Source organism: Sphingomonas aerolata, assembly GCF_023935825.1.
Classification (GTDB): domain Bacteria; phylum Pseudomonadota; class Alphaproteobacteria; order Sphingomonadales; family Sphingomonadaceae; genus Sphingomonas; species Sphingomonas aerolata.
On the sequence record NZ_CP098762.1, the window covers coordinates 1,540,328 to 1,563,900 of the forward strand.

Consider the following 23,573-nt stretch of genomic DNA (forward strand, 5'->3'; position numbering starts at 1 on the left):
AGCGGCCCGAAGACCGCTATTTTCCAGAACTGAGCCTAGGCTTAGTTGCTGTCGCTGTCGTCGTCGTTATCGGCAACGATAACGATGCCGCCGACAACGGCTGCTGCTGCGAGGACTGCAACGATAACGCCGCCGCCTGCAACCTTGTTCTTCTTTGCGGTAACCGAACCGGCGCGAGCCGACTTCGAAACCGAAAGGCTTGCTGCCGAATTAACCGGTGCTGCCATGGCCGGAGCAACTGCCATCGTGGCTGCTGCTGCGGTCAGGAGATACTTCCCAAGACGCATGATGAACTCCCTTTGTGCTCGTCACGTAGGTCTTTGGCACGAAACCTGACCTTGCGCAACCGAGGTAACTGGAACGGTACGGAAGAGTTCCATACTGTTGCGAGCGGGCAACATGCCCTGATCGCCCTGGGGGTATACCCTATTGTAGTAAGACGAGAAGGCATAGTTTTCAGGATACGAGAGAATTTTCCGACGAGCCGGGGCGGGGTGCCGTCTGCAACGTCCATGTGCGATCGCCCTCGATCCCTAGCGCAGTCAGCCGACCGGTCGCATAGGCGCCCGTATCTATGCCGATACGATGCGCCATCGTCTGGACCTCTTCGATCACCGTGTGGCCATGGACGATCATCTTGTCGAGCGGGCTGCGATGATCGAGAAACGGATCGCGAATCCAGCGCAGATCCGAACCGCGCTGGTCTGCGAGCGGCGTTCCCGGACGGACGCCCGCATGCACGAACGCATAGTCGCCGATCGTGATCAGATCCTCGAAGCCCGCCAGGAACGTGCGATGCGCCTCGGGCACCAGCTGCGCGAGACGTTGCACCAGCTCCTCGTAATCGAGCCGCTCATATTCCGCCGCATCCATGCCATAGCTCAGCACCGTCTCGCGACCGCCGATCCGGCAGAAGAGCCGCAGCGCCTTGGGCTCGCCGTCGAGCGCGCCGAGGAAGATCTCCTCGTGATTGCCCTGCAGGAACCGCACGTCGGCGCGCGCCGCGGCATAGCCGATCAGCCGATCGATCACCGCGGCCGAGCCCGGACCTCGATCGACGATATCGCCGAGGAAGATGACCGTCGTCTCCGCCGCGCCGCGTGCCGCATCGTCCGCGTCGATCTGCGCGATCAGGTCGTCGAGCAGATCGGCACAGCCATGGATGTCGCCGACCGCATAGACGCGCCGGCCGTCGGGGATCGAACAGGATCGGCCCGCGGATCGCGGGGCCTTGGACCGAAAGAATCTTGAAATCATAAAGTCTATATCCGTTGGCACCGCACATAGAGGCTCGGGCGCGCCGTCGCAACGCGGCGCGGTTCGTCGACTCCTGCGCGAGGATGGATGGCGTGCGGCTGAAAGCCGTCTATCAGGGCCGCATGTCGATCGTCATGCGTATCCTGCCCGCAGTCCTGCTAAGCGCAGGTGCAGCCTCCGCGGTTCCGCCGCTGTCCGTCTCCCTCGCTGGCACCACCGCCGCTCCGGCTGCGGCACCCGCGGAGGCCCCGCCCAGGGCATTCTTCGAGGCGTTGCGCGCCGCGGATCTGCGGCTGGCGACGATCGGATACCGGCTGACCTCCGCCAATGCGGCGTTGTGCGACCGGCTGCAGCCGCAGATCGGCATGCCGATCCATGCGCTCAACCAATATAGTGCGGAGGCCAGGCCGAATGCGCTCAGCGTGTTCGGGTTCGAAACGCGGCTGGGGGTCGAGGCGGTGGTCGCCGACGGGCCGGCCGCGCGCGCAGGCGTCCGGTCGGGGGATTCGATCCAGCTGCTCGCGGGCAAGCGGCAACCCGGGATCGGTGCCGCGGACACCGCGGAAACCCCCGCCGACCGCGACGCTGCCGAGGCCCTGATCGCCGCGCAGCCGCCCGGCGCACCGATCGCGATGACGGTCCTGCGCGACGGGCGCGCGGTCACGGTCTCGATCCCGGCTGTCGCGGGCTGCCGCTCGCGATTCGAGATCCTGCTCGGCAGCGGCCTCGATGCGAGCGCGGACGGCGCTGTCGTCCAGATCGGCGAGAAGTATTTCGAAGGCTATAGTGACGCGGAGATCGCAGTGATCGTCGCGCACGAGCTGGCGCACAACATCCTGCGCCACCGCGACCGGCTCGACGCCGCGAAGATCAGCCGCGGGCTGATGGCGGAACTCGGCCGCAACGGCCGGCTGATCCGCCAGACCGAGGACGAGGCGGACCGGCTCAGCGTCTATCTGCTCGCCAATGCCGGCTATGATCCGCGCTCGGCGCCGCAATTCTGGCGCGAGAAGGGGGGCACGATCGACGGCGGCCTGTTCCGCAGCCGCACCCACGCCTCGTCCAAGGCACGGGCGACCGCGCTCGACGCCGTCGTTCAGGACATTGCCCGCCGCCCCGAACGGCCGATCCTGCCCGCCGACGTCCTCGCGCTGCGGACCCAGCCGCTTCGCTAGTTGGCGATCCGCGCCGCCGGCTGTGCGGGGCTGCGCGGCTGGTCGGGCCAGATCCCGCGCGTATCGAGCACCGTCTTCTCGCTGCGCTCCTCGAGCGGGATCGAGCGGAAGACGTCGTGATCGACCAGCACGACCATGATCGGGCAGGTCTCGATCGCGGTGTCGACGTCGATCAGGGTCGCACCGGTGCCGGCAAAGCCGGGTGGCAGCGTGCTGGCATAGGGCTCGACGATCCGGACGCGATCCCCGAAGCGATTCGCGACCGCCAGCGCGACCTTCATCGCCGGGCTCTCGCGGAAATCGTCGATATTGGCCTTGAACGCGAGGCCCAGGCACGCGACCGGCGCGGCCGGATCCGCCGCGATCATGGCGGCGACCTGCGCGATGACGTGATCGGTCTTGCCGTCATTGACCTCGCGCGCGGTGCGGATCAGCGGCGTCTGGTCGGGTGCTGCATGGACGAGGAACCAGGGGTCGACCGCGATGCAATGCCCGCCGACACCGGGCCCGGGCTGCAGGATGTTGACGCGCGGGTGGCGATTGGCGAGCCGGATCACCTCCCAGACATCGACGTTCATCGTGTCGGCGATCAGCGACAGCTCGTTGGCGAACGCGATGTTGACGTCGCGAAACGCATTCTCGGTCAGCTTCGTCATCTCCGCGGCGCGCGCGGTCGTCGTGACGCACGCGCCGCGCACGAACCGGCGGTAGAAGGTCAGCGCCTTGCGCGCACAGCGCGGCGTGATCCCGCCGATGACGCGGTCATTGTCGATCAGCTCGACCAGGATGCGTCCCGGCAGCACGCGTTCGGGGCAATAGGCGATCGCGATATCGGCCTGGTCGCGGGTCCGCCCGGGCACGCGCAGATCGGGGCGCAAAGTCGCCAGCAGGTCGCGGACCTTCTCGGTCGTCCCGACGGGCGAGGTCGATTCGAGGATGACGGTATCGCCGGGCTTCAGCACCGGCGCGATCGTCGTCGCGGCACCCAGGACATAGCTGATGTCGGGTGCATGCGCGGCGTCGAACGGGGTCGGGACCGCGATCACGAAGACGTCGGCGGGCTCGACCGTCATCGCCGCGCGCAGCGTACCGCGCGCGACCACGCCCGAAACCAGACCGTCGAGATCGACCTCCTCGATATGCACGCGCCCCGAATTGATCGTCTCGACGACGCGTTCGGTCACGTCGACGCCGAGCACGCGGGCGCCGGTCCGCGCGATGATCGCCGCGGTGGGCAGGCCGATATAGCCCAGCCCCATGACGACGACGTTCAGTTCAGTATCGGAAAGCATGACGGATGATCCTCAACGATAGGCCGGTGGGCTGGCGACCGCCTGGGCCATGGTCTGCGCGATGGTCTGGGCGATCCGGGCCGCAGCAAGGCCGTCGCCGAACGGATTATGCGCGCGCGCCATCGCGCAATAGGCCGCTTTGTCGTCAAGCAGCGTGAAGATTTCGGAAACGATGCGGTCCTCCGACGTCCCGACCAGCCTTGCGGTACCCGCCTCGATGCCCTCGGGGCGCTCGGTCGTCTCGCGCATCACCAGCACTGGCTTGCCGAGCGCAGGCGCCTCTTCCTGCACGCCGCCCGAATCGGTCAGGACGATCTCGGCCAGCCCCAGCGCGCGGACGAAGCTCGGGTAATCGAGCGGCGCGATCCGCGCGATATCGGGCTGGTCGCCAAGAATCCGGTCCATCACCGAGACGACATTCGGGTTGGGATGCACGGGAAAGACGACCGCGACGTCATCGCGCGCCGCGATCCGCGCGATTGCCCGCGCGATCCCGGCCATCGCGTCGCCGAAATTTTCGCGCCGGTGGGTCGTGACGAGGATGATCCGCTTGCCCGCACAGTCCGCCACGACCGGATCGAGCGCGGCACCGAGCGCCGGATCCGCCGCCACCCGCGCATGGGTCCAGTGCAGCGCGTCGATCACCGTGTTGCCCGTGACGTGGATCGTCGAGGGGGCGATATTCTCGCGCAGCAACGCGTCCGCCGCGGTCTGGGTCGGCGCGAAGTGCAAGGCGGCGATCGGTGCGACGATCCGCCGGTTCACTTCCTCGGGCCAGGGATGATGGATGTCGCCCGAGCGCAGGCCGGCCTCGACATGCGCGACCGGAACCTTGCGGTAATAGGCGGCGAGCGCGCCGGTCATTGCAGTGGCGGTGTCGCCCTGGACGACGACCATGTCGGGCTGCTCGGCGTCCATCACATCGCCCAGCCCGACCAGCAGCCGCGCGGTCAGCCGGTCGAGCGTCTGCCCCGGCTCCATCAGGTCGAGATCGATATCGGGGGACAGCCCCGCGATCGCGAGCACCTGGTCGAGCAGGCCGCGATGCTGTGCGGTCACGCAGGTCCTGACGACCAGCCCCGGCTGCGTCTGCAACGCCCGGATGACCGGGAAGAGTTTGATCGCTTCGGGGCGCGTCCCGAAGATGACGAGTATTTTTGACATGGAACCCGCCTACACCCCACGTCTTTAATGACGCGCTAACCGCCGCAGTTGATTTGCCGAGTCCGTTCGGCGGCATTATGCACCCGCAACGATCTGCACCCGCAACGATACAAGGGACTACTGAATGACGATCAAACCGCTGCGCAAGGCCGTATTCCCCGTTGCTGGGCTTGGCACGCGATTCCTTCCGGCGACCAAGTCGATGCCCAAGGAGATGCTGACCGTCGTCGACAAGCCGCTGATCCAATATGCCGTCGAAGAGGCACTGGAAGCGGGGATCGAGCAGATCATCTTCGTCACCGGCCGCGGCAAGGGCGCGCTCGAGGATCATTTCGACATTTCCTACGAGCTCGAGGCGACGATGCGCGCGCGCGGCAAGTCGCTGACCGTGCTCGACGGCATCCGCCAGCGGCCCGGTTCGCCCGTCTATGTCCGTCAGCAGGAGCCGCTGGGTCTCGGCCATGCGGTCTGGTGCGCGCGCGAGATCGTCGGCGACGAGCCGTTCGCGGTGCTGCTCCCCGACGAGCTGATGGTCGGCAAGCCCGGCTTCATGAAGCAGATGGTCGAGGCGTATAACAAGGTCGGCGGCAACGTCATCGGCGCGCTCGAGGTCGCTGATTCGGAAACCGACAAATACGGCATCATCTCGCCCGGCGCGACCGACGGTCGCCTGACCGAGGTCACCGCGCTGATCGAGAAGCCCGCCAAGGGCACCTCGCCGTCGAACCTGATGATCCCGGGCCGCTACATCCTCCAGCCTGAAGTGATGCGCATCCTCGAAGGGCAGGAAAAGGGTGCCGGCGGCGAGATCCAGCTGACCGACGCGATGGCGCAGCTGATCGGCAACCAGCCGTTCCACGGCTTCACCTTCGATGGCCAGCGCTACGATTGCGGCGACAAGGCGGGCTATATCCAGGCCAACCTCGCGCTCGCGCTCGCACGCGACGATATCGGACCGGTCGTCCGCGCGTTTGCCAAGACGCTGCTGGGCTGAACGGCCCGCAAGATGCGGGGCGGGTGGGTTCAGCCCATCCGCCCCGCTCGTTTCCGGATCAGCCGCTGCCGCAGCAGGGACAGCCGGGATCCTTGGGCAGCCGGATCGTCCGGAAGCGGAGCGACAACAGGTCGATCAGCAACAGCTGGCCCGCCACGTCGTCGCCGAACGGCGCGACCGCACGAATCACTTCCAGCGCGGCCAAGCTGCCGACCACGCCCGTGACGGGGCCGAGGATGCCGTCCTCCGCACAGCTCGTCTCGGCACGCTCGGGATTCTCGCCGACGAAGCAGCGATAGCAGGGCCGGTCGGGCTCCCAGCCGCGATAGACGCCGAGCTGGCCTTCAAACTGTCCGACCGCCGCCGAGACCAGCGGGATCCGCGCCGCATGCGCCGCATCGGCGACGACGAACCGCGTCGCGAAATTGTCGCAGCCGTCGAGCACCACGTCCGCGCCCGCGATCAGCGCGCCGATATTGCCCTGGTCGACCCTCAGGCGGTGCGCGTCCACCGCGACGTTCGGATTGATCCGGCGCAGCGCCGCGGCCGCGGCCTCGACCTTGGCGAGACCCTGGTCTTCGGTGCGGAAGATCGTCTGACGCTGGAGGTTCGACGTCTCGACCGCGTCGTCGTCGATCAGCACGAGGCGCCCGATCCCGGCGGCCGCGAGATACTGGATCGCCGGCGAGCCGATGCCGCCGGCGCCGATCACCACCGCCGTAGCCGCCTTCAGCCGTAGCTGACCGGTGCCGCCGAACTCGCGAAGAACGATGTGCCGGGCATAGCGCGCGAGTTCGTCGTCGGAGAGCGTCATGCCTTCCACGCGAACACCATCGTCGTGCGGTACCAGCTGTCGGAGGCGGCGCCGCGCAGATCGACATTGTTGCGCGCCGCGCCCAGCAGCAGACCGGCGGCGAACTGCTCGACCGTCGGACAGTCGATCGCGCGCGGCGTGACCCGTCGCACCCGGCCATCCGCCGCGGCGAGCAGCGCGAGGTCGAGGTTCAGGACCCAGCCCTGCGGCGTCCGCGTCGCGCCGCCGCACCGCCCGGCCAGCACCTCGCGCTGGACGAACGTGCTGGCATCCAGCGACGGGGCGACCGCGCGCCGCAGCCGCAACACCGGCAGCGCGCTCCAGTCCTGTGGCGGCAGCGGGGCGCCACCCGTCACCTGCGGCGGCGCGGACGGCGCAGGCGCGGGGGGCAGGGTCGGAACGACGGGCGGGGGGATGATTCGCGGCACGGGCAGCGCCGGTGCGGTCTGCACGTCGGCGGCCGGGGCCTGCACGGCGCCCAGCGACGCTGCCAGAAGAAGCAGCGCGATCATCGTCCGGTCGACCCGAATCCTCCATGCCCGCGCACCGTGTCGTCGAGCGTCTCGACCTCGCCGAGGCTCGCGCGCACCACGGCTGCGGGAACGAGCTGTGCGATCCGATCGCCGCGGGCGATGTCGAAGGGGGCATCGCCGAGATTGGCGAGGATGACCTTCACCTCGCCGCGATAGTCCGAATCGATCGTCCCGGGCGTGTTGAGGCAGGTGACGCCGTGCTTAAGCGCCAGCCCCGAACGCGGCCGCACCTGCACTTCGTACCCTTCGGGAATCGCGATCGCAAAGCCGGTCGCGACCGCCGCGCGGGCGCCCGGTGCAAGCGTCAGCGGCTCGGCCGCGACCACGTCCATGCCAGCGGCACCGGCGGTCGCATAGGCGGGCAGGGGGAGGCCATCGCCATGCGGCAATCTCTTGAGGTCTATACGGATCGTCATGCGGCGCGGTTTAGCGCATCGGCTGTGCGGGTTCCAGCGCATCGGCGACGCGCCGTGCCAGCTGCGCCGCGACTGCATCCTTGCCCTGCCGCGGCCAGCTCTCGACGCCGTCCTTCGTGACGATGTGGACGCTGTTGCTGTCGCCGCCCATCACGTCGCCCGACACGTCGTTGGCGACGATCCAGTCGACGTCCTTGCGTGCGCGCTTGGCGGTCGCATGCTCGACGACGCGTTCGGTCTCGGCCGCGAAGCCGATCAGCAGCGCGGGGCGCTGCCGGCTGCGCGCGAGTGTCGCGAGGATGTCGGGGTTCTCGGACAGCGCGAGCGTCGGCGTCGCATCGCCCTTCTTGATCTTCTGCACCGCGGCGTCGACGTGCCAGTCGGCGACCGCCGCGACCATGATCGCGGCATCGACGGGCAGCGCGCGGTCGACCGCATCGGCCATCTCGCGCGCGGTCTCGACGTCGATCCGCGTCGTGCCCGCAGGGGTCGGCAGCGTCACCGGCCCCGCCACCAGCGTCACCCGCGCGCCAAGTGCTGCAAGCGCGCCCGCGATCGCGAAGCCCTGCCGCCCCGACGACCGGTTGGCGATGTAGCGGACGGGGTCGATCGGCTCGTGCGTCGGCCCTGCGGTGACGAGGATGTGCCGGCCCGCGAGACGCTGCGGCTTGGCCTCGAGTGCGGCATCGATCGCGTCGGCGATCCGGTCGGGTTCGGGCAGCCGCCCCGGTCCGAATTCACCGCACGCCATCGGCCCCTCGTCGGGCGCCATGACAGTAATGCCGTCCGCGCGCAGCTGCGCGACGTTGCGCACCGTCGCGGGGTGCAGCCACATCCGCACGTTCATCGCCGGCGCCGCGAGCACCGGCTTGTCGGTCGCGAGCAGCAATGTCGTCGCAAGATCGTTGGCGAGCCCGCCCGCCATCCGCGCGATCAGGTCCGCGGTCGCGGGCGCGACGACGATCAGGTCGGCCTGACGGCTGAGCTGGATATGCCCCATCTCCGCCTCGTCTTTCAGATCCCACAGGGTCGTATAGACCTTGTCCTCGCTGAGGGCCGCGAGCGTCATCGGCGTGACGAAATGCTGCCCCGCCTCGGTCAGCACGCAGCGGACCGCATGGCCCCGCTTGCGCAGGAGGCGGACGAGTTCGCTCGCCTTGTAGGCGGCGATGCCGCCCCCGACGATCAGGAGAATACGCTTCATGCCGCGAGTCCTAGCGGATCACGCGCGTCACCGTAATCCGTCGTGTATCGCGCGCCGCGACGATCATGTCGCGCAGGCCATCGACCGCGAAGACGATCCCGACGAGCAGGACGGGGGTGGTGATCAGCGCCCAGGGGAAGTCGTCGCTGCGCACGCCCAGCGCGATTACCGCCGCATAGCCCAGCAGCGTGGCGAGCGCGCGGACCGCGGTGGGATCGCGCCACGCCAGCCACCCGAACAGCGCGGTCGCGATCAGGACCGCCGCAAGCCAGTCCGGCAGCAGCGCGAGGCCCGACGACAGCGTCACGAGCTGCACATAGAAGCCGAACCCCTCCAGACCGCTCAGCCCCTGCGCGCTGCGGTCGAGCGGACCGGTGACGAGCGTCACCGCATGCGCATGCGCGGCGAGCGCGACGAAGAAGACGAGCGTCGCGCCGACCCATGCGGCGGCCTCGCGGCGCTCGCCCTCGATCCACGCGATCACCGCCATGATCACGACATAGATCAGCGCGGTCTCGCGGATCAGCATCGCCGACAGGCCGAGCGCGACCGCGGGGATCCACTCACCGGGGCGCCTCAACGCGAGCGAGAGCGCGATCAAGGCCCCCGCCCAGACTTCGGGGAAGACCACCAGCGGCGGCTCGAGATGCACGTAGAGCCCCGTCAGGATCAGCAGCCCCGCGATCCCCACGGGGATCGGCCCGGTCATCGCCGGGCGCAGCCGGACGATCCACGCGCCCATCGCGCCAATGCAGAGAAGCGGCAACAGCGCGGTGACGAGCAGCGGCGGCACCGCGGCCTGCACCACCGCCAGCGTCGGCAGGCGGACCGTCGTATAGGGCTTGAGCGGCGCGTGTGCGACGCGGTGCGCCTCTGCCGCCGCGACATAATAGGGCGTGCCGCTGCGCACGTTTGCGACGACGCTCTGATAGAGCAGCAGCTCGGTCTGGCCCAGCGGCGCGGACGCCACGCCCGCCTCGCCCGGGCGTGGTCCGGGCGCGCTAATCGCGGTCAGGCACGCGAGCAGCAGCATCGCGAACAGCGCAAGCCCCAGCCGCGCCTGCGACCGGGACATGCCGGCGAACCGGCTCGGGCCGACCAGCCACAGGGGGGCGCCCCGCCGCGTCCTCATCCGACGTGCAGGCTCATCCGAAGACCAGCGTGGCGGCAACCCCGGCCATCGCCGCGATCACCGCGACGAGGCCATAGCGCCAGCCGCCGCCGATCCGGATGACCTCGATCTCGCGCAGTGGCATCGTCGGCGGTGCGCCGCCGGGTGGCGGGTAATGCGCCTCGATCCGGCGGACCAGTTCGGGCAGCCGGGTCAGCGTACGCACGTCCTCGATGATCCGGTCGGCGATCGCCGCCTCGGGGCCGAGTTCGCCGCGGATCCAGTCACGCACGAACGGCTCCGCGCTCTCCCACAGGTTGATGTCGGGATCGAGGCTGGTCGCCACGCCCTCGACCATCACCATCGTCTTCTGCAGCAGCAGCAAATGCGGCTGCGTCACCATGTCGAAATCGCGCGTGATCGAGAACAGGCTGTCGAGCATCATGCCGATCGACATGTCCTTGACCGGCAACCCGCGCATCGGCTCGCCGACCGCACGCAAGGCGGTCGCGAATTCGGCGACGTCGTGATGCGCGGGGACATAGCCCGCCTCGAAATGGATCTCGGCGACGCGTTTATAGTTGCCGGTGATCAGCCCGTAGAGGATCTCGGCGAGCCAGACGCGGGCGCGCCGGTCGATCCGGCCCATGATGCCGAAATCGATCGCCGCGATCCGGTTGCCCGGCAGCGCGAACAGGTTTCCCTGGTGCATGTCGGCGTGGAAGAACCCGTCGGCGATCGCCTGCCGCAGGAACGCGCGGACCAAGGTCTGCGCGAGGCCGGGCAGGTCGTAGCCCGCCGCCACCAGCGCGGGACGATCCGACAGCTTGATGCCGTTGATCCACTCGATCGTCATGACCTTGGCGGTCGATCGTGCCCAGTCGATCGCGGGGATGACGAAATCGGGCTCGGCGGTCATGCCGTCCGCGAGCTCGGACGCCGAGGCGGCCTCGCGGCGGAAATTTAACTCGCGCAGCGTCCAGCGCTTGAACGTCTCGATCGTCAGGCGCGGGCGCAGACGCATCGCCTCGGGGCTCAGCGCCTCGAGTTGCGCCGCCGCCCAGCTATAGGTGTCGATCGCCCGCGCGAAGTCGTCCTCGACGCCGGGGCGCAGCACCTTGACCGCGACCTGGCGGCCATCGGTGGTCGTCGCGCGGTGGACCTGCGCGATCGACGCGGCACCGACCGGGACCTGCTCGATCCGCGAGAACAGCGTTTCGAGCGGCTTGCCGAAGCTCGCCAGCATCGCCGCCTCGATCGTCTCGTAAGGGACGGGCGACAGCTGGTCCTGCAGCCGCAGCAGATCCTGCGCGGCGTCTTCGCCGACCAGATCGGGGCGGGTGGCGAGCGTCTGGCCGAGCTTGATCGCGGCGGGGCCGATCGCCTGGAACGCATCGGCATAGCGCGGCACCTTGGGGACGCGCGCACCGAACCGGGCGATCCGCGCGAGGCGTCGCACGGCGGCCGGCGTATTGGGATCCCGCTCGATCCCCCGCAGCGCGCCGTGCCGGGCGAGAATGCGACCCCATTTGAGGAGGCGCCAGACATGGGTGGTCGAGGCGGTCACAGGCCTTCAACACCGTAGCAAGAAGTCGGTTCACGCGAAGGCGCGAAGGCGCGAAGAGAAGAATTTGGTTCGCGCGGAGGCGCGGAGGCGCGGAGAGTGTGCACCCTGCCGCGACTGCGGCTTTTCATCATCGGCGAAGAGTTGATTCTGCGCTGTCGCGCGAATGCGGCTCTGACTCTCCGCGTCTCCGCGTCTCCGCGTGAACCCCTCTTCGCGCCTTCGCGCCTTCGCGTGATCACTAAATCTTCCAACCCGAATGAATCGCAACCAGACCGCCCAGCAGCGGCTCGACCTTCGTCTGAACAAACCCAGCATCCGCGATCATCCCCTTGAACTTGGGCATGTCCGGGAATCGACGGATCGACTCGATCAGATAGCGATAGCTGTCGGCATCCTGCGCGAGCAGTTGCCCGAGCTTCGGCACCATCTTGTGCGAATAGGCGTCGTACACCTCGGCAAAGCCCGGCCACACGGTGGTCGAGAATTCGAGGCAATAGAAGCGCCCGCCACGCCGCAATACGCGGTGTGCCTCGCGCAACGCCTTGGGGATGTCGGTCACGTTCCGGATCCCGAACGCGATCGTGTACGCGTCGAAGAACCTGTCGGGGAAGGTCAGCGTCTCGGCATTCGCCTCGGTCCAGACCAGCCCGTCGAGCCCGCGCTTGTGCGCGCGTTCCATGCCGACCTCGAGCATCTGCGGATTGATGTCCGCAACCGTGATCGACGCGCCCGACGGCTCCATGCGGAACGCGATGTCACCGGTGCCGCCCGCCATGTCGAGGATCTGCTCGCCCTCGCGCGGCTTCACGCGGCGCACGAACCGGTCCTTCCACAGCCGGTGCATGCCGCCCGACATCGCGTCGTTCATCAGGTCATATTTGCTCGCGACGTTCGAAAACACGCCGCCGACGCGCGCGGTCTTCTCGGTGGCGGGAATGTCCTCATAGCCGAACGAGACGGTGTCGGCCTTCGGGGCGGTGTCGGGGATGAGAGCGGGGGCGGGCACGATGTCATTCATGCCCCGTGCTCTAGCGGCGCCTTGTGGCGCGGGCAAACGCAACCTAGCTGGAAAACGTGCCAGAACTTCCCGAAGTCGAAACCACCGTGCGCGGGCTCGAACCCGTGCTGCTCGGCCAGCGCCTGGCCTCGGTCGAACCGCGCCGTGCAGACCTGCGCAAGGCGATTCCCGTCGACCTGCGGCAGCGCATGACCGGCGCGACCGTCACGCGGCTGTCGCGGCGCGCCAAATACGGCCTGATCGACACCGATCGCGGCGATACGCTGGTCTTCCATCTCGGCATGTCGGGACGCTGGCGGGTCGATCCCAGCGCGATCCTGCCGCACGACCATCTGCTCATCGGCACGGCGGCGGGGCGGACGGTCGCGCTGAACGACCCGCGACGCTTCGGCTTTCTCGATCTCTGGTCCAGCGACGCGATCGCGCAGTATCCGCCGTTCCTCGCCATGGGGCCCGAACCGCTCGGCCCCGATCTGACCGCGGCCTATCTCCTCGCGGCGCTCGAAGGGCGGGGGGCGTCGATCAAGGCGATGCTGCTCGACCAGCGGATCGTAGCCGGCCTCGGCAACATCTATGTGTGCGAGGCGCTGCACATGGCGAAGATCGCGCCGAGCCGTGCGGCGGGGCGGATCGCGCTGCCGCGACTCGAACGGCTGGTCGAGGCGATCCGCGCGGTGCTGACCGCCGCGATCCTCGCGGGCGGATCGAGTCTGCGCGACTATGCGCGGCCCGACGGCGAGCTCGGCTATTTCTCGAAACAATGGCGTGTCTATGGTCGCGAGGGCGAGCCCTGTTCGTGCGGCGCGCTGGTCCGACGCAGGACGGAGGGCGGGCGTTCGACCTTCTGGTGTGCGCGCTGCCAAAAGGCATGACGGAACGCGGTTGACGATTCGGTGCGGAGTGGGTAGGAGCCGCGCTTCGAGAGGGCGTAGGAGCAATCCGGCGCCCCTTTTTATCATTCGAACATCCAGAGGGCTTCATGGCGAACACGCCGCAGGCGAAAAAGCGTATCCGTCGCAACGACCGTCGCGCGGAAGTGAACGGCAACCGCGTTGGCCGTATCCGTACCTTCATCAAGAAGGTCGAGGCCGCACTGGCTTCGGGCGACAAGGGCGCAGCGACCACCGCACTGGCCGCGGCACAGCCTGAGCTGCAGCGTGGCGTCGCCAAGGGCGTGCTGCACAAGAACACCGCGAGCCGCAAGTTCGCGCGTCTGACCAAGGCCGTGACCGGGCTCGCCTAAGCGACCCGACATTGCCGGAGCGGATTGCCCGCCGGGATCTTCCCGGCGGGTTTTTTGCGTCTGCAAAGGGAACCGAAGGCGCGCTCGCGCAACCCACGGATTCCCCGCGATTCGAGTGACGCCGGATCATGCCGCACCGGCTCCGAAATCGTAAAAATTGGCCAAACACAGCCACTTATAAAAATATCGACGCATTTCCGGGGCTTGATCAAGTCAACCCGCTTTATTTCGAAAATGTGACGTGCTCGGGCCTTGCTAGACTCGCCGATCGCTTCATAACTGAGCGAACGGCGGCGGTGAATCACGGACGTGAATCACCACTGCGCAAGCAACAGGGCGAAGATGCCGGGCGACCCTATGGGTCGTCACGGGGGATCATTTTCTGTCGGGACTATATCACCAGCGCGGCTGTCGCGCGGGGTCGGAGAAGTGTGCGCGTGACGAATTGGCAAGGATCGACCGTGCACGCTTCGGAGGCCGAAAAGGCCTGGGATCGCGTGCGCTCGTCCCTGCGCGAGTCTGCCGGCGCGCGCCTGTTCGAGCAGTGGCTGAAGCCGATCGAGCTGATCCCGAGCGACGACGAGGAGTCGATCCGCCTCGCCTTGCCGTCCGCCTTCATGACGAACTGGGTCCGCAACCATTATGCGGACCGGCTCGCCCTCGAATTCCGGCAGATCCTGCCGCAGGTCCGCACCGTCCAGATCGAGACGCGCAGGCCCGGCCCGAAGCCCGTGCTGCTGGTGATGCCGACCCCCGCGGAGATCCCGGACCGCACCACCGCGGCCGCTGCCGTGGAACCCGCTCAGGTCCCGGTCAAATTCGGCGTCGACCCGTCACTGAAGCCCGCCCCCGCCCCCGCGGCACAGCCCGTACCGGCCTACGACAGCGTCATCCCCGAGCGCCCGCCGCTCGATCCGCGCTACACGTTCGACCGCTTCGTCGTCGATTCGTCGAACAAGGTCGCGTTCAACGCCGCCAAGGTGCTCGCCGAGCCCGGACCCGTGCGATTCAGCCCGCTGTTCCTCCACAGCAACACGGGGCAGGGCAAGACGCATCTGATGCATGCGATCGGCCATGCGTTCCTCGCGGCCAACCCGCACGCGGTCGTGCTGTGCATGTCGGCCGAGCGGTTCATGTATGATTTCGTCGCAGCGATGCGCGCGCGTGACACGCATGCGTTCAAGCGCCGGCTGCGCGGCGCCGACCTGCTGCTGATCGACGATCTCCAGTTCATCGCCGGCAAGGACGCGACGCAGGAGGAATTCTTCCACACGATCAACGAGATCATGACCGCCGGCAAGCGGCTGGTGATCTCCGCCGATCGCTGTCCGCAGGCGCTCGAGGGCGTCGAATCGCGGATCATCAGCCGCATGGCGGTCGGGCTGGTCGCCGACATCAAGGCGCCCGACCTGCTGCTGCGCCGGACGATCCTCGACCGCAAGCTCGTCGACCTGCCCGACCTGCGCGTGCCGACCGACGTGCTCGACCTGATCGCGAGCCGGATCCACGCCAATATCCGCGAGCTCGAGGGCGCGCTGAACCGCGTCATCGCCTATGCGCAGCTGACCGGCGAGACGATCGACCTCGAGTTCGCGATCGCGACGCTCGGCGAAGTGCTGCGCGGCGCGCAGAAGCGCGTGACGATCGACGAGATCCAGAAGCTGGTGACGGCGCATTTCGAGCTGAAGCCGCTCGACATGATCTCGGCCCGCCGCGCGCGTGCGGTCGCGCGGCCGCGGCAGATCGCGATGTATCTCGCCAAGCGCCTGACGACGCGGTCGCTGCCCGAGATCGGACGCAAGTTCGGCGGCCGCGATCACTCGACGGTGATCCACGCGGTTCGCAAGATTACCGAACTGCGCGACCAGGACCGCGACATCGACGCCGCGGTCCGTGTGCTAATGCGAGAACTGGAGGGCTGAGGCCCTCGCGCCTCTTACTCCGTCATCCTGACGAACGTCAGGACCCAGAGCCACAAACCACACCGCCTGTTACCCTGGGTCCTGACGTTCGTCAGGATGACGGGAGGGGGCGTCAGGATGACGGGAGGGACATCAGTATGACGGGTGCGAGGCAGCCTAGACCTGCAACCCCATCGCGTCTTGCGTCCGCTTCAGCACCGGCGCCGCCAGCGCGCGCGCCTTTTCCGCGCCGTCGCGCAGCACCGCCGTCACCGCGCTGCGATCGTCGAGCAGCCGCACCATCTCGTCACGAATCGGCCCGAGCTTGGCGACCGCGAGATCCGCGAGCGCCGGCTTGAACGCGCCGAACCCCTTGCCGCCATATTCGCTGAGCACGGTCGCGACGTCGCTGTCCGCCAGCGCGGCATAGATCGTCAGCAGGTTCCGTGCCTCCGCCCGGTCGCCGAGCTCGTCGACGGTCGCGGGCAGCAGGTCGGGATCGGTCTTCGCCTTGCGGAACTTGTCCGCGATCGTGTCGTCGCTGTCGATCAGCTTGACCACCGACTGTTCGGACGGGTTCGACTTGGACATCTTGGCCGACGCATCGCGCAACGACATGATCCGCGGCGCCGCCTTGCTGATCAGCGGCGCGGGGAGCGTGAACAGGTCGACGCCGTAATCGCCGTTGAACTTGGTCGCGATGTCGCGTGCGAGCTCGAGATGCTGCTTCTGGTCCTCGCCGACCGGCACGTGGGTCGCATTGTAGAGCAGCACGTCCGCCGCCATCAGCACCGGATAGTCATACAGCCCGACGCTCGCACCCTCGCGGTTCTTGCCCGCCTTGTCCTTGAACTGCGTCATGCGGTTCAGCCAGCCGACGCGCGCGACGGTGTTGAGCAGCCATGCCATCTCGCTGTGCGCGGGCACGCGCGCCTGGTTGAACAGGATCGACTTGGCCGGATCGACGCCCGCCGCGATCATCGTCGCGGCGACCTCGAGCGTGTGCGACGAGAGTTCGGCCGGCGCGATCCATTCGGTCGGCGCGTGCAGGTCGGCGATGAAGAACATCGACTCCCCGCCCTGCGCGACGACGTCGTCCTGCAACGTCACCCATTGCTTCACCGCCCCCAGGTAATTGCCGAGATGGAGATTACCGGTGGGCTTGATGCCGGAGACGACGCGCATGGGAAAACCTTATTTGGAACGACGCAGGAGCGTGGAGATGTCGCCCAGCCGGAACGCGCCGGTGAGCAGGGTGGCGATCGCATAGACGACCCCGCCGGTCGCGACCAGCACGAGCATCGCCCCCCAGCGCTCGGTCCCGCTGCCGGTGACGAACGGCTGGAACAGGTCGTTGAGGAAATACATCACGCCGCCCATGATCAGCGCGGCGACCAGCAGCCGCCACGTCCGCCGCACCAGCCGCGCATCGGGGACGAAATGCCCGCGACGGACGAGCGTGCGATACAGCATCGCGACGTTGACCGTGCTCGCGATCGCGGTGGCGAGCGGCGGGCCCATATGGCCGAGCGGCTTGATGAAGGCGAGGTTGAGGACGAGGTTCACGACCATCGACATCGTCGCATAGCGCACCGGCGTCTTCGTGTCGGACCGCGCATAATAGCCCGGCGTCAGCACCTTCACGAGGATGTAGGACGGCAGCCCGATCGAGAAGGCGGCAAGCGCCTGCGCGGTGAGGATGCTGTCGTCGAGCGCGAACTTGCCGTGCTGGAACAATGCGCCGACGATCGGCACGCCGCAGACGATCAGCGCCACCGTCGCGGGCAGCGTCAGGAACAGCGCCAGCTCCATGCCGCGGTTCTGTGTCGCCATCGCCTCCATCTCCTCGCCGCGACCGAGCTGGCGCGAGATGGTGGGGAGCAGGACGGTGCCAAGCCCGATGCCGATCAGCCCGAGCGGCAGCTGGTTCAGCCGGTCCGCGAAATAGATGTACGAGACCGAGCCCGCGGGCAGCAGCGCGGCGGCGAGTGCGGTCGAGACGACGAGGTTGATCTGCACCGCGCCCGCACCCGCGGCGGCGGGCCAGATCAGCGACATCAGCCGCTTCACCTCGGGATTGAGCTGGGGCCGCTTCAGCCGGAGCACGACGCCCGATCTGCGGCAGGCATAGATCAGCCAGAGCAGCTGGAGCGCGCCCGACACCGTCACCGCGATCGCCTGGTTGCGCACGGTCATCAGCGGCAGCCGCTCATGGAACAGCAGCAGCGCGGCGATCAGCGTCGCGTTGAGCAGGATCGGCGCCGCGGCGTTGATCCAGAATTTATGCAGTGAATTGAGGATCCCGCCGAGCAGCGAGACGAGGCTGATCAGCAGCAGATAGGGCAGGGTGATCCGCGACAGGTGGACGACATAGGCGAACCGCTCGGCGCTCGCCCCGTTGAACCCGAAGGTCAGCAGCCATGTGACGGGCCAGGCTGCCAGCTCGAGCAGCACCGTCATGCCGATCAGCACCGGCAGCAGTACCGACAGCGCGTCCTCGGCAAAGGCGATGCCGTCGGGCAGGCCGCGGCCATCCTTGTCGCCGACCTTGCGGTTGAACATCGGGATGAACGCGGCCGAGAACGCGCCCTCGGCGAACAGGGCGCGGAACATGTTGGGAAGGCGGAAGGCGATCAGGAACGCATCCGATGCGAATCCTGCGCCAACGAACCGCGCGAACAGCGAATCGCGCACCAGCCCCAGGATCCGGCTGGCGAGCGTCAGCCCGCCAACCGATCCCAGCGCCTTGGTCAGGTTCACCTATGCGCCCTCCGGTCCGGGCTTCACGCCTGGCCGAAATCGCCGACGTTCGGCTGGATGCCCTGCTGTTCCGACTGCTGGAGATAGAGCTGCGCGAAATCGATCGGCTCGAGCAGCAGCGGCGGGAAGCCGCCGTCACGCACCGCATCCGACAGCACGCGGCGTGCGAACGGGAACAGCAGGCGCGGGGCCTCGCCCAGCAGGAAGGGCTGGACATGCTCGGCCGGGATGTTGCGCAGCCCGAACAGGCCCGCAAAGGACAGGTCGACGATGAAGGCGACCTGGCCGTCGGTCTCGGCGCGGACGTCGATCTTCAGCACGACCTCGTGCACCTCGTCGCCGACCTGCGCCGCGCCGATGTTGAACTGGACGTCGATCGCGGGCGGGGTCTGGTTCTGATAGACTGCGGGCGCGTTGGGGTTCTCGAACGAGAGATCCTTGACGTACTGCGAGATCAGGCCGGCGGCGGGCGCTTCGTCGGCACCATTGGCAAGCGGCTGATCCGCGATCGACATGCCGTTCTGGTCGTCCATGATCTGCGAATCCTTCGTATAAATGAGGTGGGACCGAAGCGGACGGGTCGCGCGTTCGTGTCTTGAGGCAGTGCGCGTAGCAGTGCCCGACGGGTGTTTCAACGGCTACGGATCCCACGGAATCCTAGGCGGGTTTGAAAAGAGACGCCGTTGCCCTATGTTGGGACGAAGATCGGAGGCACGGTTGTTTTACGTAGTACTTCTCGCGATGGTCGCAGGGTTCCTGGCGATGCGTCTTTATAGCGTGCTCGGAAAGCGGACCGGTCATGAACAGCAGCCCCTGCCGCGTGCGGCAGAGGAGCGGTCCATACCCGTCACGATCCCGCGCACGATCGATGCGGCCGCCGAACAGCGGACGATCGCGAACCGCAACATCGACGCGCGCGCCGAACCCGGCCTGCGCTCGATCATCGCCGTCGAGCCCGGCTTCGACGTCAACCAGTTCCTCGAAGGCGCGCAGGCGGCCTATCGCATGACGCTGGAGGCCTTCTGGAAGGGTGATGCCGATACGCTCGCCGATCTGGCCGAGGACGACGTCCGCACCGCCTTTGTCGAGGCGATCGCGGCGCGCGAGGCGGCCGGCGAGACGCTCGACAATCGTCTGGTGACGATCGAACGCGCGGTGATCGCCGATGCATCGGTTTCGGGCCGCGAAGCCCGGATCTCGGTACGCTTCGATGCGGACATCGCCGCGATCACGCGCAACGAGGCGGGCGAAGTCATCGCCGGGTCGCTCACCGACGCGGTCGAGACGCATGACATCTGGACGTTCGTCCGGACGCTGAAAAGCGCCGGCCCGAACTGGAAGCTCGCGGACACCGACGAGGCGTGACGCGCGCGATCAGGGGGATTGGCGGTTCGTTCGCGCTGGCCCTGGCACTCAGCGGGTGCGTCGGCGGTGTCGCGGCACCCACCGACCGCCCGTCCTCGCCGGGCACCGCATCGCCGGCGGCCACCGCCGGAAAGCCGCCCCGGGGTCAATTTACCCCAAACAGTGACAACATTCGCAACATTCGCGGCATCCAGATACCCGCCCGCATCGTCGGCGCGGTTCCGCTGGCGGCTGTTCCCGTCGCCCCGCCACTCCCCGGTGCGCTCGCCCCGGTCAGCGCGGTCACGGCCGGCGTAACACCGGGGCCGTCGCTCGCAACGCTGCCGATCAGCGATGCGCAGGCCGAGGCTGCACGTCTCGCCTTCGTCACGAGCTGCCCTGGCTTGCAGCGTCGCTCCGACCAGTCGGGGCTGACGCGCGGCGCCGATTGGCAGCCCGCCTGCGCCGCGGCACAGGCGACCGGGCCCGGTGGCGCGCGCGCATTCTTCACCCAGTGGTTCGAGGCGGTCCAGGTCGGCGACGGCAAGGCCTTCGCAACCGGCTATTACGAGCCCGAGATCGCCGGCTCGCTCGAACGTCGCGACGGCTATGCCCCGGTCTATGGGCGCCCGCGCGATCTGATCGACGTCGATCTCGGTGCCTTTTCGACATCGCTCAAGGGCAAGAAGATCCGCGGCCGCGTGTCGGGCTCGAACTTCATTCCTTATTACGACCGGACCGCGATCGAGCAGGGCGCGCTTGCGGAGACCGCGCCGATCCTCGCCTGGGCGAAGGATCCGGTCGAGCTCTTCTTCCTGCAGATCCAGGGGTCGGGGCGGCTCCGCCTGCCCGACGGGTCGATCCTCCGGATTGGCTACGATACGCAGAACGGCCGCGACTATACCGGCATCGGCGCGCTGATGAAGACGCGCGGGCTGTTGCAGCCCGGCCAGACGTCGATGCAGGGCATCGTGCAGTGGCTCCACGATCACCCCGTCGAGGGGCAGGCGATCATGCGCGAGAACAAGAGCTTCGTGTTCTTCCGCGAACTCGACGGCGCGCCACAGGGGGCAATGGGCTATCCCGTGACCGGGCAGGTCAGCGCGGCGGCGGACGTGAAGTTTGTGCCGCTCGGCGCGCCGGTGATCCTGTCGCTCGACCGGCAGGATGCGACCGGGCTGTGGATCGTCCAGGATACCGGTGGCGCGATCAAGGGCAGCAACCGGTTCGACACCTTCTGGGGCGCCGGAGCCGCTGCCGAAGCGACCGCGGGCGGCATGGCGGGGCGCGGCACCGCGTTCCTGCTGCTCCCGATCGGCACCACCGCACGGCTTAACGCCGCAACTGCGAACGGGGCGCGCTATGACGGATCGTCCGCTCAACCCTGACGAGGCGCATCTCTGGGCGCGCGTGATGCAGACCGTGCGCCCAATGCGCGCGGTCCCCAAGCTCGTGCCCCCGGTCGTCCCGGTTGCTGCGCCCGTCGCGACGACGCGCAAGGTAAAGCCGACCAAGGGCATCCGCCTGCCAACGCTCCCACCCCCACCCGGCGCCGCGCCGCTGAAGGCGGCGGCGCGCACCTTGTCACCGGCGAACACGCTCGACGGCGGCTGGGACAAGCGACTGCTGCGCGGCGCGGTCAGTCCCGACAGCTCGATCGACCTTCACGGCCACACGCTCGCCTCCGCGCATGCAATCCTCGACACCGGCCTGTCCCGCGCGATCGCCCGCGGCGACCGCGTGCTGTTGCTGGTGACGGGCAAGCCACCCCGCCCCGAGAGCGAACGGCCGCATGCCCGCGGCGCGATCCGTGCGGCGGTCATCGACTGGCTATCGATCTCGCGTCATGCCGGCGGGATCGTCGCGGTACGCGGCGCGCATCCCCGGCATGGCGGGGCAGGGGCACTCTACATCATCCTGCGTCGCAGCCGCGACCTGGGGTGATACCCGTCCCGCGCTATCCCCGCTCGACCGCGCGGACGATGACATCGGCATAGATGTCGGTCAGGCGGTACAGGTCCTCGACCGCAACCGCCTCGTCGAGCTTGTGCATCGTCGCATTGATCAGCCCGAATTCGACCACCGGGCACAGCTTCGCCAGAAACCGCGCGTCGGACGTGCCGCCCGTCGTCGACAGGTCGGGAACGACCCCCGTCACCGCGGTGATCGCGTCCGACACCAGCGTCGACAGCGGCCCGGGTTCCGTCAGAAAGGCTTCACCCGACACGCGACCGGTGACGACCGCTGCGGGATCATGCCGAGCCGCTAGCGCGGCGATCCGGGCGATCAGCGCGTCACCGCTATGCGTGTCGTTGAACCGGATGCTGAGCCGCGCCGACGCTGCGGCCGGGATGACGTTATGCGCGGGATTGCCGACCGCGATATCGGTGACCTCGATGTTCGACGGCTGGAACCAGGCATTGCCCTGGTCGAGCGCGACGGTTTCGATCTCGGCAAGGATCTCGACCAGCCGTGGGATGGGGTTGTCGGCGAGATGCGGATAGGCGACGTGACCCTGCCGCCCGGGGACGCTGATCCAGATATTGACCGAGCCGCGCCGGCCGATCTTGATCGTGTCGCCGAGCGCGGCGGTGGAGGTCGGCTCGCCGACGATGCACTGGTCGGGATGGATGCCCCGTGCCGCCATCCGATCGATCAGCGCGCGCGTCCCGAAGGTCGCAGGACCTTCCTCGTCCCCGGTGATGATCAGCGACACGGTGCCCGCGTCGGTCCGGCTGGCGGCAGCGGCAAAGGCGGCGATCGCGCCCTTCATGTCGACCGCGCCGCGCCCGTAGAGCAGGCCGTCGCGGACCTCGGCCGACCAGGGCGAGCCCTGCCACCCCTCGCCCGGGGGTACGACGTCGAGATGCCCTGCAAATGCCAGATGCGGCCCCGATCCGGTCCGGACCGCGAGCATGTTTTCCACCGGACCGTCGGGCGCTTCGCCGATCGTGAAGCGGTCGACGTCAAAGCCGATCGGAGTCAGCGCCGCCTCCAGCACGTCGAACACGCGGCCCCGCGCCGGGGTTACGCTGTCCTCGGCCAGCAGCGCCTGCGCCAGCGCCAGCGGATCGATCACCGCAGCGCGCTCGGCGCCGGGTGCTCATATTGTTCGATCACCCAGTTCTCTTCCTGCGCACCGGCGATCCAGTCCTGCATGAAGGGATGGTCGAACATCGCCTGCATATAGCCCTGCGCGAACCGGGCGATCGGCAGCTGATAGGTGACGATCCGCGTGACGACGGGCGCGTACATGATGTCGGCCGCGCCGAACGTACCGAAAAGGAAATCGCCGCCACCGCCAAAGCGCGCACGCGCCTGTGCCCAGAGCTCCATGATCCTTTGAAGATCGACCAGGACATCGTCGTCGGGGCGCTGCGCCGGGAAGATCTGACGGACGTTCATGCTGTGCTTCTTGCGCAGCGCGGCGAAGCTCGAATGCATTTCGGCCGCCATCGAGCGGGCCATGGCGCGGGCCGCCTCGTCTTCGGGCCAGAAGCGGTCGCGACCCACCTTGTCCGCGAGATAGTCGATGATTGCCAGGCTGTCCCATACGACCGCCTCGCCATCCCAGAGGATCGGTACCTTGCCCGACGAGGGGGCGAACTCATCGCCCTGGCGTCGCTTTTCCCATTCCGCATCGTAGAGCGGGACGACGACCTCGTCGAAGGGCAGCCCGGACTGCTTGCACGCGAGCCAGCCGCGAAGCGACCAGGAGGAATAGGCCTTGTTGCCGATGACGAGTTTCATGGCCCGGGGACTAGCGGGCGGGAGCGGCGA

24 protein-coding genes are annotated in these 23,573 nt (G+C 67.9%); 8 read left to right on the forward strand and 16 right to left on the reverse strand.

The annotated features are described in order from the left end of the window. Positions 1 to 41 precede the first annotated feature (41 nt). Complete coding sequence (locus NEF64_RS07290) at positions 42 to 287, reverse strand: hypothetical protein (RefSeq protein WP_031394633.1); 246 nt, start codon at positions 285 to 287, stop codon at positions 42 to 44. 169 nt (positions 288 to 456) lie between these two features. Next, complete coding sequence (locus NEF64_RS07295; protein ID WP_051916432.1) at positions 457 to 1,257, reverse strand: metallophosphoesterase family protein; 801 nt, start codon at positions 1,255 to 1,257, stop codon at positions 457 to 459. Positions 1,258 to 1,349: 92 nt separating this feature from the next. On the opposite strand from NEF64_RS07295, the gene NEF64_RS07300 reads away from it, so the two are divergent. Beyond that, entirely contained in the window at positions 1,350 to 2,432 is a 1,083-nt protein-coding gene (locus tag NEF64_RS07300) for a M48 family metallopeptidase (RefSeq protein WP_156360332.1), read from the forward strand. Here the strand turns inward: NEF64_RS07300 and wecC are convergent. Further along, positions 2,429 to 3,724, reverse strand: coding sequence for a UDP-N-acetyl-D-mannosamine dehydrogenase (wecC, locus tag NEF64_RS07305; RefSeq protein WP_056406315.1), 1,296 nt, complete (start codon positions 3,722 to 3,724; stop codon positions 2,429 to 2,431). The two genes, NEF64_RS07300 and wecC, sit on opposite strands and share 4 nt — an antisense overlap. Before the next feature lie 12 nt (positions 3,725 to 3,736). Beyond that, on the reverse strand, positions 3,737 to 4,888 hold the full coding sequence (gene wecB, locus NEF64_RS07310; RefSeq protein ID WP_056406317.1) for a non-hydrolyzing UDP-N-acetylglucosamine 2-epimerase: 1,152 nt from the start codon (positions 4,886 to 4,888) through the stop codon (positions 3,737 to 3,739). Between the two features lie 124 nt (positions 4,889 to 5,012). On the opposite strand from wecB, the gene galU reads away from it, so the two are divergent. After that, positions 5,013 to 5,882: a UTP--glucose-1-phosphate uridylyltransferase GalU gene (gene galU, locus NEF64_RS07315; protein WP_031394718.1), complete on the forward strand. Its 870-nt coding sequence runs from the start codon at positions 5,013 to 5,015 to the stop codon at positions 5,880 to 5,882. A 58-nt stretch (positions 5,883 to 5,940) separates the two neighbouring features. Here the strand turns inward: galU and NEF64_RS07320 are convergent, their stop codons facing one another. From NEF64_RS07320 to NEF64_RS07350, 7 genes are all read right to left on the reverse strand, one after another. Next, positions 5,941 to 6,696 carry a HesA/MoeB/ThiF family protein gene (locus tag NEF64_RS07320; RefSeq protein WP_056406318.1) on the reverse strand — a complete coding sequence of 252 codons (756 nt, stop codon included), beginning with the start codon at positions 6,694 to 6,696 and terminating at the stop codon, positions 5,941 to 5,943. After that, entirely contained in the window at positions 6,693 to 7,208 is a 516-nt protein-coding gene (locus NEF64_RS07325; protein ID WP_252574733.1) for a hypothetical protein, read from the reverse strand. The genes NEF64_RS07320 and NEF64_RS07325 overlap by 4 nt, the downstream gene beginning before the upstream one ends. Further along, positions 7,205 to 7,645, reverse strand: coding sequence for a dUTP diphosphatase (gene dut / locus NEF64_RS07330; protein ID WP_056406322.1), 441 nt, complete (start codon positions 7,643 to 7,645; stop codon positions 7,205 to 7,207). The genes NEF64_RS07325 and dut overlap by 4 nt, the downstream gene beginning before the upstream one ends. Before the next feature lie 10 nt (positions 7,646 to 7,655). Continuing rightward, positions 7,656 to 8,849, reverse strand: a complete 1,194-nt coding sequence (coaBC, locus tag NEF64_RS07335) for a bifunctional phosphopantothenoylcysteine decarboxylase/phosphopantothenate--cysteine ligase CoaBC (RefSeq protein WP_252574734.1) — start codon at positions 8,847 to 8,849, stop codon at positions 7,656 to 7,658. Between the two features lie 10 nt (positions 8,850 to 8,859). Further along, complete coding sequence (locus NEF64_RS07340) at positions 8,860 to 9,981, reverse strand: hypothetical protein (RefSeq protein ID WP_056406326.1); 1,122 nt, start codon at positions 9,979 to 9,981, stop codon at positions 8,860 to 8,862. A 13-nt stretch (positions 9,982 to 9,994) separates the two neighbouring features. Next, positions 9,995 to 11,527, reverse strand: a complete 1,533-nt coding sequence (gene ubiB / locus NEF64_RS07345) for a 2-polyprenylphenol 6-hydroxylase (RefSeq protein ID WP_252574736.1) — start codon at positions 11,525 to 11,527, stop codon at positions 9,995 to 9,997. 238 nt (positions 11,528 to 11,765) lie between these two features. Beyond that, entirely contained in the window at positions 11,766 to 12,545 is a 780-nt protein-coding gene (locus NEF64_RS07350) for a class I SAM-dependent methyltransferase (RefSeq protein ID WP_056406331.1), read from the reverse strand. A 56-nt stretch (positions 12,546 to 12,601) separates the two neighbouring features. On the opposite strand from NEF64_RS07350, the gene mutM reads away from it, so the two are divergent. From mutM to dnaA, 3 genes are all read left to right on the forward strand, one after another. Then, the gene (gene mutM / locus NEF64_RS07355) at positions 12,602 to 13,417 is read left to right on the forward strand and encodes a bifunctional DNA-formamidopyrimidine glycosylase/DNA-(apurinic or apyrimidinic site) lyase (protein ID WP_056406333.1); all 816 of its coding nucleotides are present in this window, start codon (positions 12,602 to 12,604) and stop codon (positions 13,415 to 13,417) included. A gap of 107 nt (positions 13,418 to 13,524) precedes the next feature. After that, positions 13,525 to 13,788: a 30S ribosomal protein S20 gene (gene rpsT / locus NEF64_RS07360; protein ID WP_031394736.1), complete on the forward strand. Its 264-nt coding sequence runs from the start codon at positions 13,525 to 13,527 to the stop codon at positions 13,786 to 13,788. A gap of 461 nt (positions 13,789 to 14,249) precedes the next feature. After that, positions 14,250 to 15,710 (forward strand): chromosomal replication initiator protein DnaA, encoded by a 1,461-nt coding sequence (gene dnaA / locus NEF64_RS07365; RefSeq protein WP_235516366.1) that lies wholly within the window; start codon positions 14,250 to 14,252, stop codon positions 15,708 to 15,710. Between the two features lie 156 nt (positions 15,711 to 15,866). Here dnaA and trpS read toward each other — a convergent pair whose 3' ends face one another. From trpS to secB, 3 genes are read right to left on the reverse strand one after another with little or no spacing between them, the layout of a single operon-like run. Then, a complete protein-coding gene (trpS, locus tag NEF64_RS07370) occupies positions 15,867 to 16,874 on the reverse strand; it encodes a tryptophan--tRNA ligase (protein ID WP_056406335.1) in 1,008 nt (335 codons plus the stop codon). A 9-nt stretch (positions 16,875 to 16,883) separates the two neighbouring features. Beyond that, positions 16,884 to 18,449: a murein biosynthesis integral membrane protein MurJ gene (murJ, locus tag NEF64_RS07375; RefSeq protein ID WP_056406337.1), complete on the reverse strand. Its 1,566-nt coding sequence runs from the start codon at positions 18,447 to 18,449 to the stop codon at positions 16,884 to 16,886. A gap of 23 nt (positions 18,450 to 18,472) precedes the next feature. Next, entirely contained in the window at positions 18,473 to 18,982 is a 510-nt protein-coding gene (gene secB, locus NEF64_RS07380; protein WP_031394740.1) for a protein-export chaperone SecB, read from the reverse strand. A gap of 184 nt (positions 18,983 to 19,166) precedes the next feature. On the opposite strand from secB, the gene NEF64_RS07385 reads away from it, so the two are divergent. From NEF64_RS07385 to NEF64_RS07395, 3 genes are read left to right on the forward strand one after another with little or no spacing between them, the layout of a single operon-like run. Continuing rightward, positions 19,167 to 19,814 carry a Tim44/TimA family putative adaptor protein gene (locus NEF64_RS07385; protein WP_156360333.1) on the forward strand — a complete coding sequence of 216 codons (648 nt, stop codon included), beginning with the start codon at positions 19,167 to 19,169 and terminating at the stop codon, positions 19,812 to 19,814. Continuing rightward, the gene (gene mltA / locus NEF64_RS07390) at positions 19,811 to 21,181 is read left to right on the forward strand and encodes a murein transglycosylase A (protein WP_082446797.1); all 1,371 of its coding nucleotides are present in this window, start codon (positions 19,811 to 19,813) and stop codon (positions 21,179 to 21,181) included. Before NEF64_RS07385 ends, mltA begins: the two co-directional genes overlap by 4 nt. Continuing rightward, entirely contained in the window at positions 21,156 to 21,737 is a 582-nt protein-coding gene (locus NEF64_RS07395; protein ID WP_031393800.1) for a Smr/MutS family protein, read from the forward strand. Before mltA ends, NEF64_RS07395 begins: the two co-directional genes overlap by 26 nt. Positions 21,738 to 21,750: 13 nt before the next feature. Here the strand turns inward: NEF64_RS07395 and dapE are convergent, their stop codons facing one another. After that, positions 21,751 to 22,872 carry a succinyl-diaminopimelate desuccinylase gene (gene dapE, locus NEF64_RS07400; protein WP_056406339.1) on the reverse strand — a complete coding sequence of 374 codons (1,122 nt, stop codon included), beginning with the start codon at positions 22,870 to 22,872 and terminating at the stop codon, positions 21,751 to 21,753. Beyond that, a complete protein-coding gene (locus tag NEF64_RS07405) occupies positions 22,869 to 23,543 on the reverse strand; it encodes a glutathione S-transferase (protein WP_056406340.1) in 675 nt (224 codons plus the stop codon). Before NEF64_RS07405 ends, dapE begins: the two co-directional genes overlap by 4 nt. Positions 23,544 to 23,573 lie beyond the last annotated feature (30 nt).

What these genes read in the sequence shown, in the direction of transcription:
- NEF64_RS07290 (WP_031394633.1), bottom strand. Translation starts at nt 287, where the DNA reads ATGCGTCTTGGGAAGTATCTCCTGACCGCAGCAGCAGCCACGATGGCA.
- NEF64_RS07295 (WP_051916432.1), bottom strand. Translation starts at nt 1,257, where the DNA reads ATGATTTCAAGATTCTTTCGGTCCAAGGCCCCGCGATCCGCGGGCCGA.
- wecC (WP_056406315.1), bottom strand. Translation starts at nt 3,724, where the DNA reads ATGCTTTCCGATACTGAACTGAACGTCGTCGTCATGGGGCTGGGCTAT.
- wecB (WP_056406317.1), bottom strand. Translation starts at nt 4,888, where the DNA reads ATGTCAAAAATACTCGTCATCTTCGGGACGCGCCCCGAAGCGATCAAA.
- galU (WP_031394718.1), top strand. Translation starts at nt 5,013, where the DNA reads ATGACGATCAAACCGCTGCGCAAGGCCGTATTCCCCGTTGCTGGGCTT.
- NEF64_RS07320 (WP_056406318.1), bottom strand. Translation starts at nt 6,696, where the DNA reads ATGACGCTCTCCGACGACGAACTCGCGCGCTATGCCCGGCACATCGTT.
- NEF64_RS07325 (WP_252574733.1), bottom strand. Translation starts at nt 7,208, where the DNA reads ATGATCGCGCTGCTTCTTCTGGCAGCGTCGCTGGGCGCCGTGCAGGCC.
- dut (WP_056406322.1), bottom strand. Translation starts at nt 7,645, where the DNA reads ATGACGATCCGTATAGACCTCAAGAGATTGCCGCATGGCGATGGCCTC.
- coaBC (WP_252574734.1), bottom strand. Translation starts at nt 8,849, where the DNA reads ATGAAGCGTATTCTCCTGATCGTCGGGGGCGGCATCGCCGCCTACAAG.
- NEF64_RS07340 (WP_056406326.1), bottom strand. Translation starts at nt 9,981, where the DNA reads ATGAGGACGCGGCGGGGCGCCCCCCTGTGGCTGGTCGGCCCGAGCCGG.
- NEF64_RS07350 (WP_056406331.1), bottom strand. Translation starts at nt 12,545, where the DNA reads ATGAATGACATCGTGCCCGCCCCCGCTCTCATCCCCGACACCGCCCCG.
- rpsT (WP_031394736.1), top strand. Translation starts at nt 13,525, where the DNA reads ATGGCGAACACGCCGCAGGCGAAAAAGCGTATCCGTCGCAACGACCGT.
- trpS (WP_056406335.1), bottom strand. Translation starts at nt 16,874, where the DNA reads ATGCGCGTCGTCTCCGGCATCAAGCCCACCGGTAATCTCCATCTCGGC.
- secB (WP_031394740.1), bottom strand. Translation starts at nt 18,982, where the DNA reads ATGGACGACCAGAACGGCATGTCGATCGCGGATCAGCCGCTTGCCAAT.
- NEF64_RS07395 (WP_031393800.1), top strand. Translation starts at nt 21,156, where the DNA reads ATGACGGATCGTCCGCTCAACCCTGACGAGGCGCATCTCTGGGCGCGC.
- NEF64_RS07405 (WP_056406340.1), bottom strand. Translation starts at nt 23,543, where the DNA reads ATGAAACTCGTCATCGGCAACAAGGCCTATTCCTCCTGGTCGCTTCGC.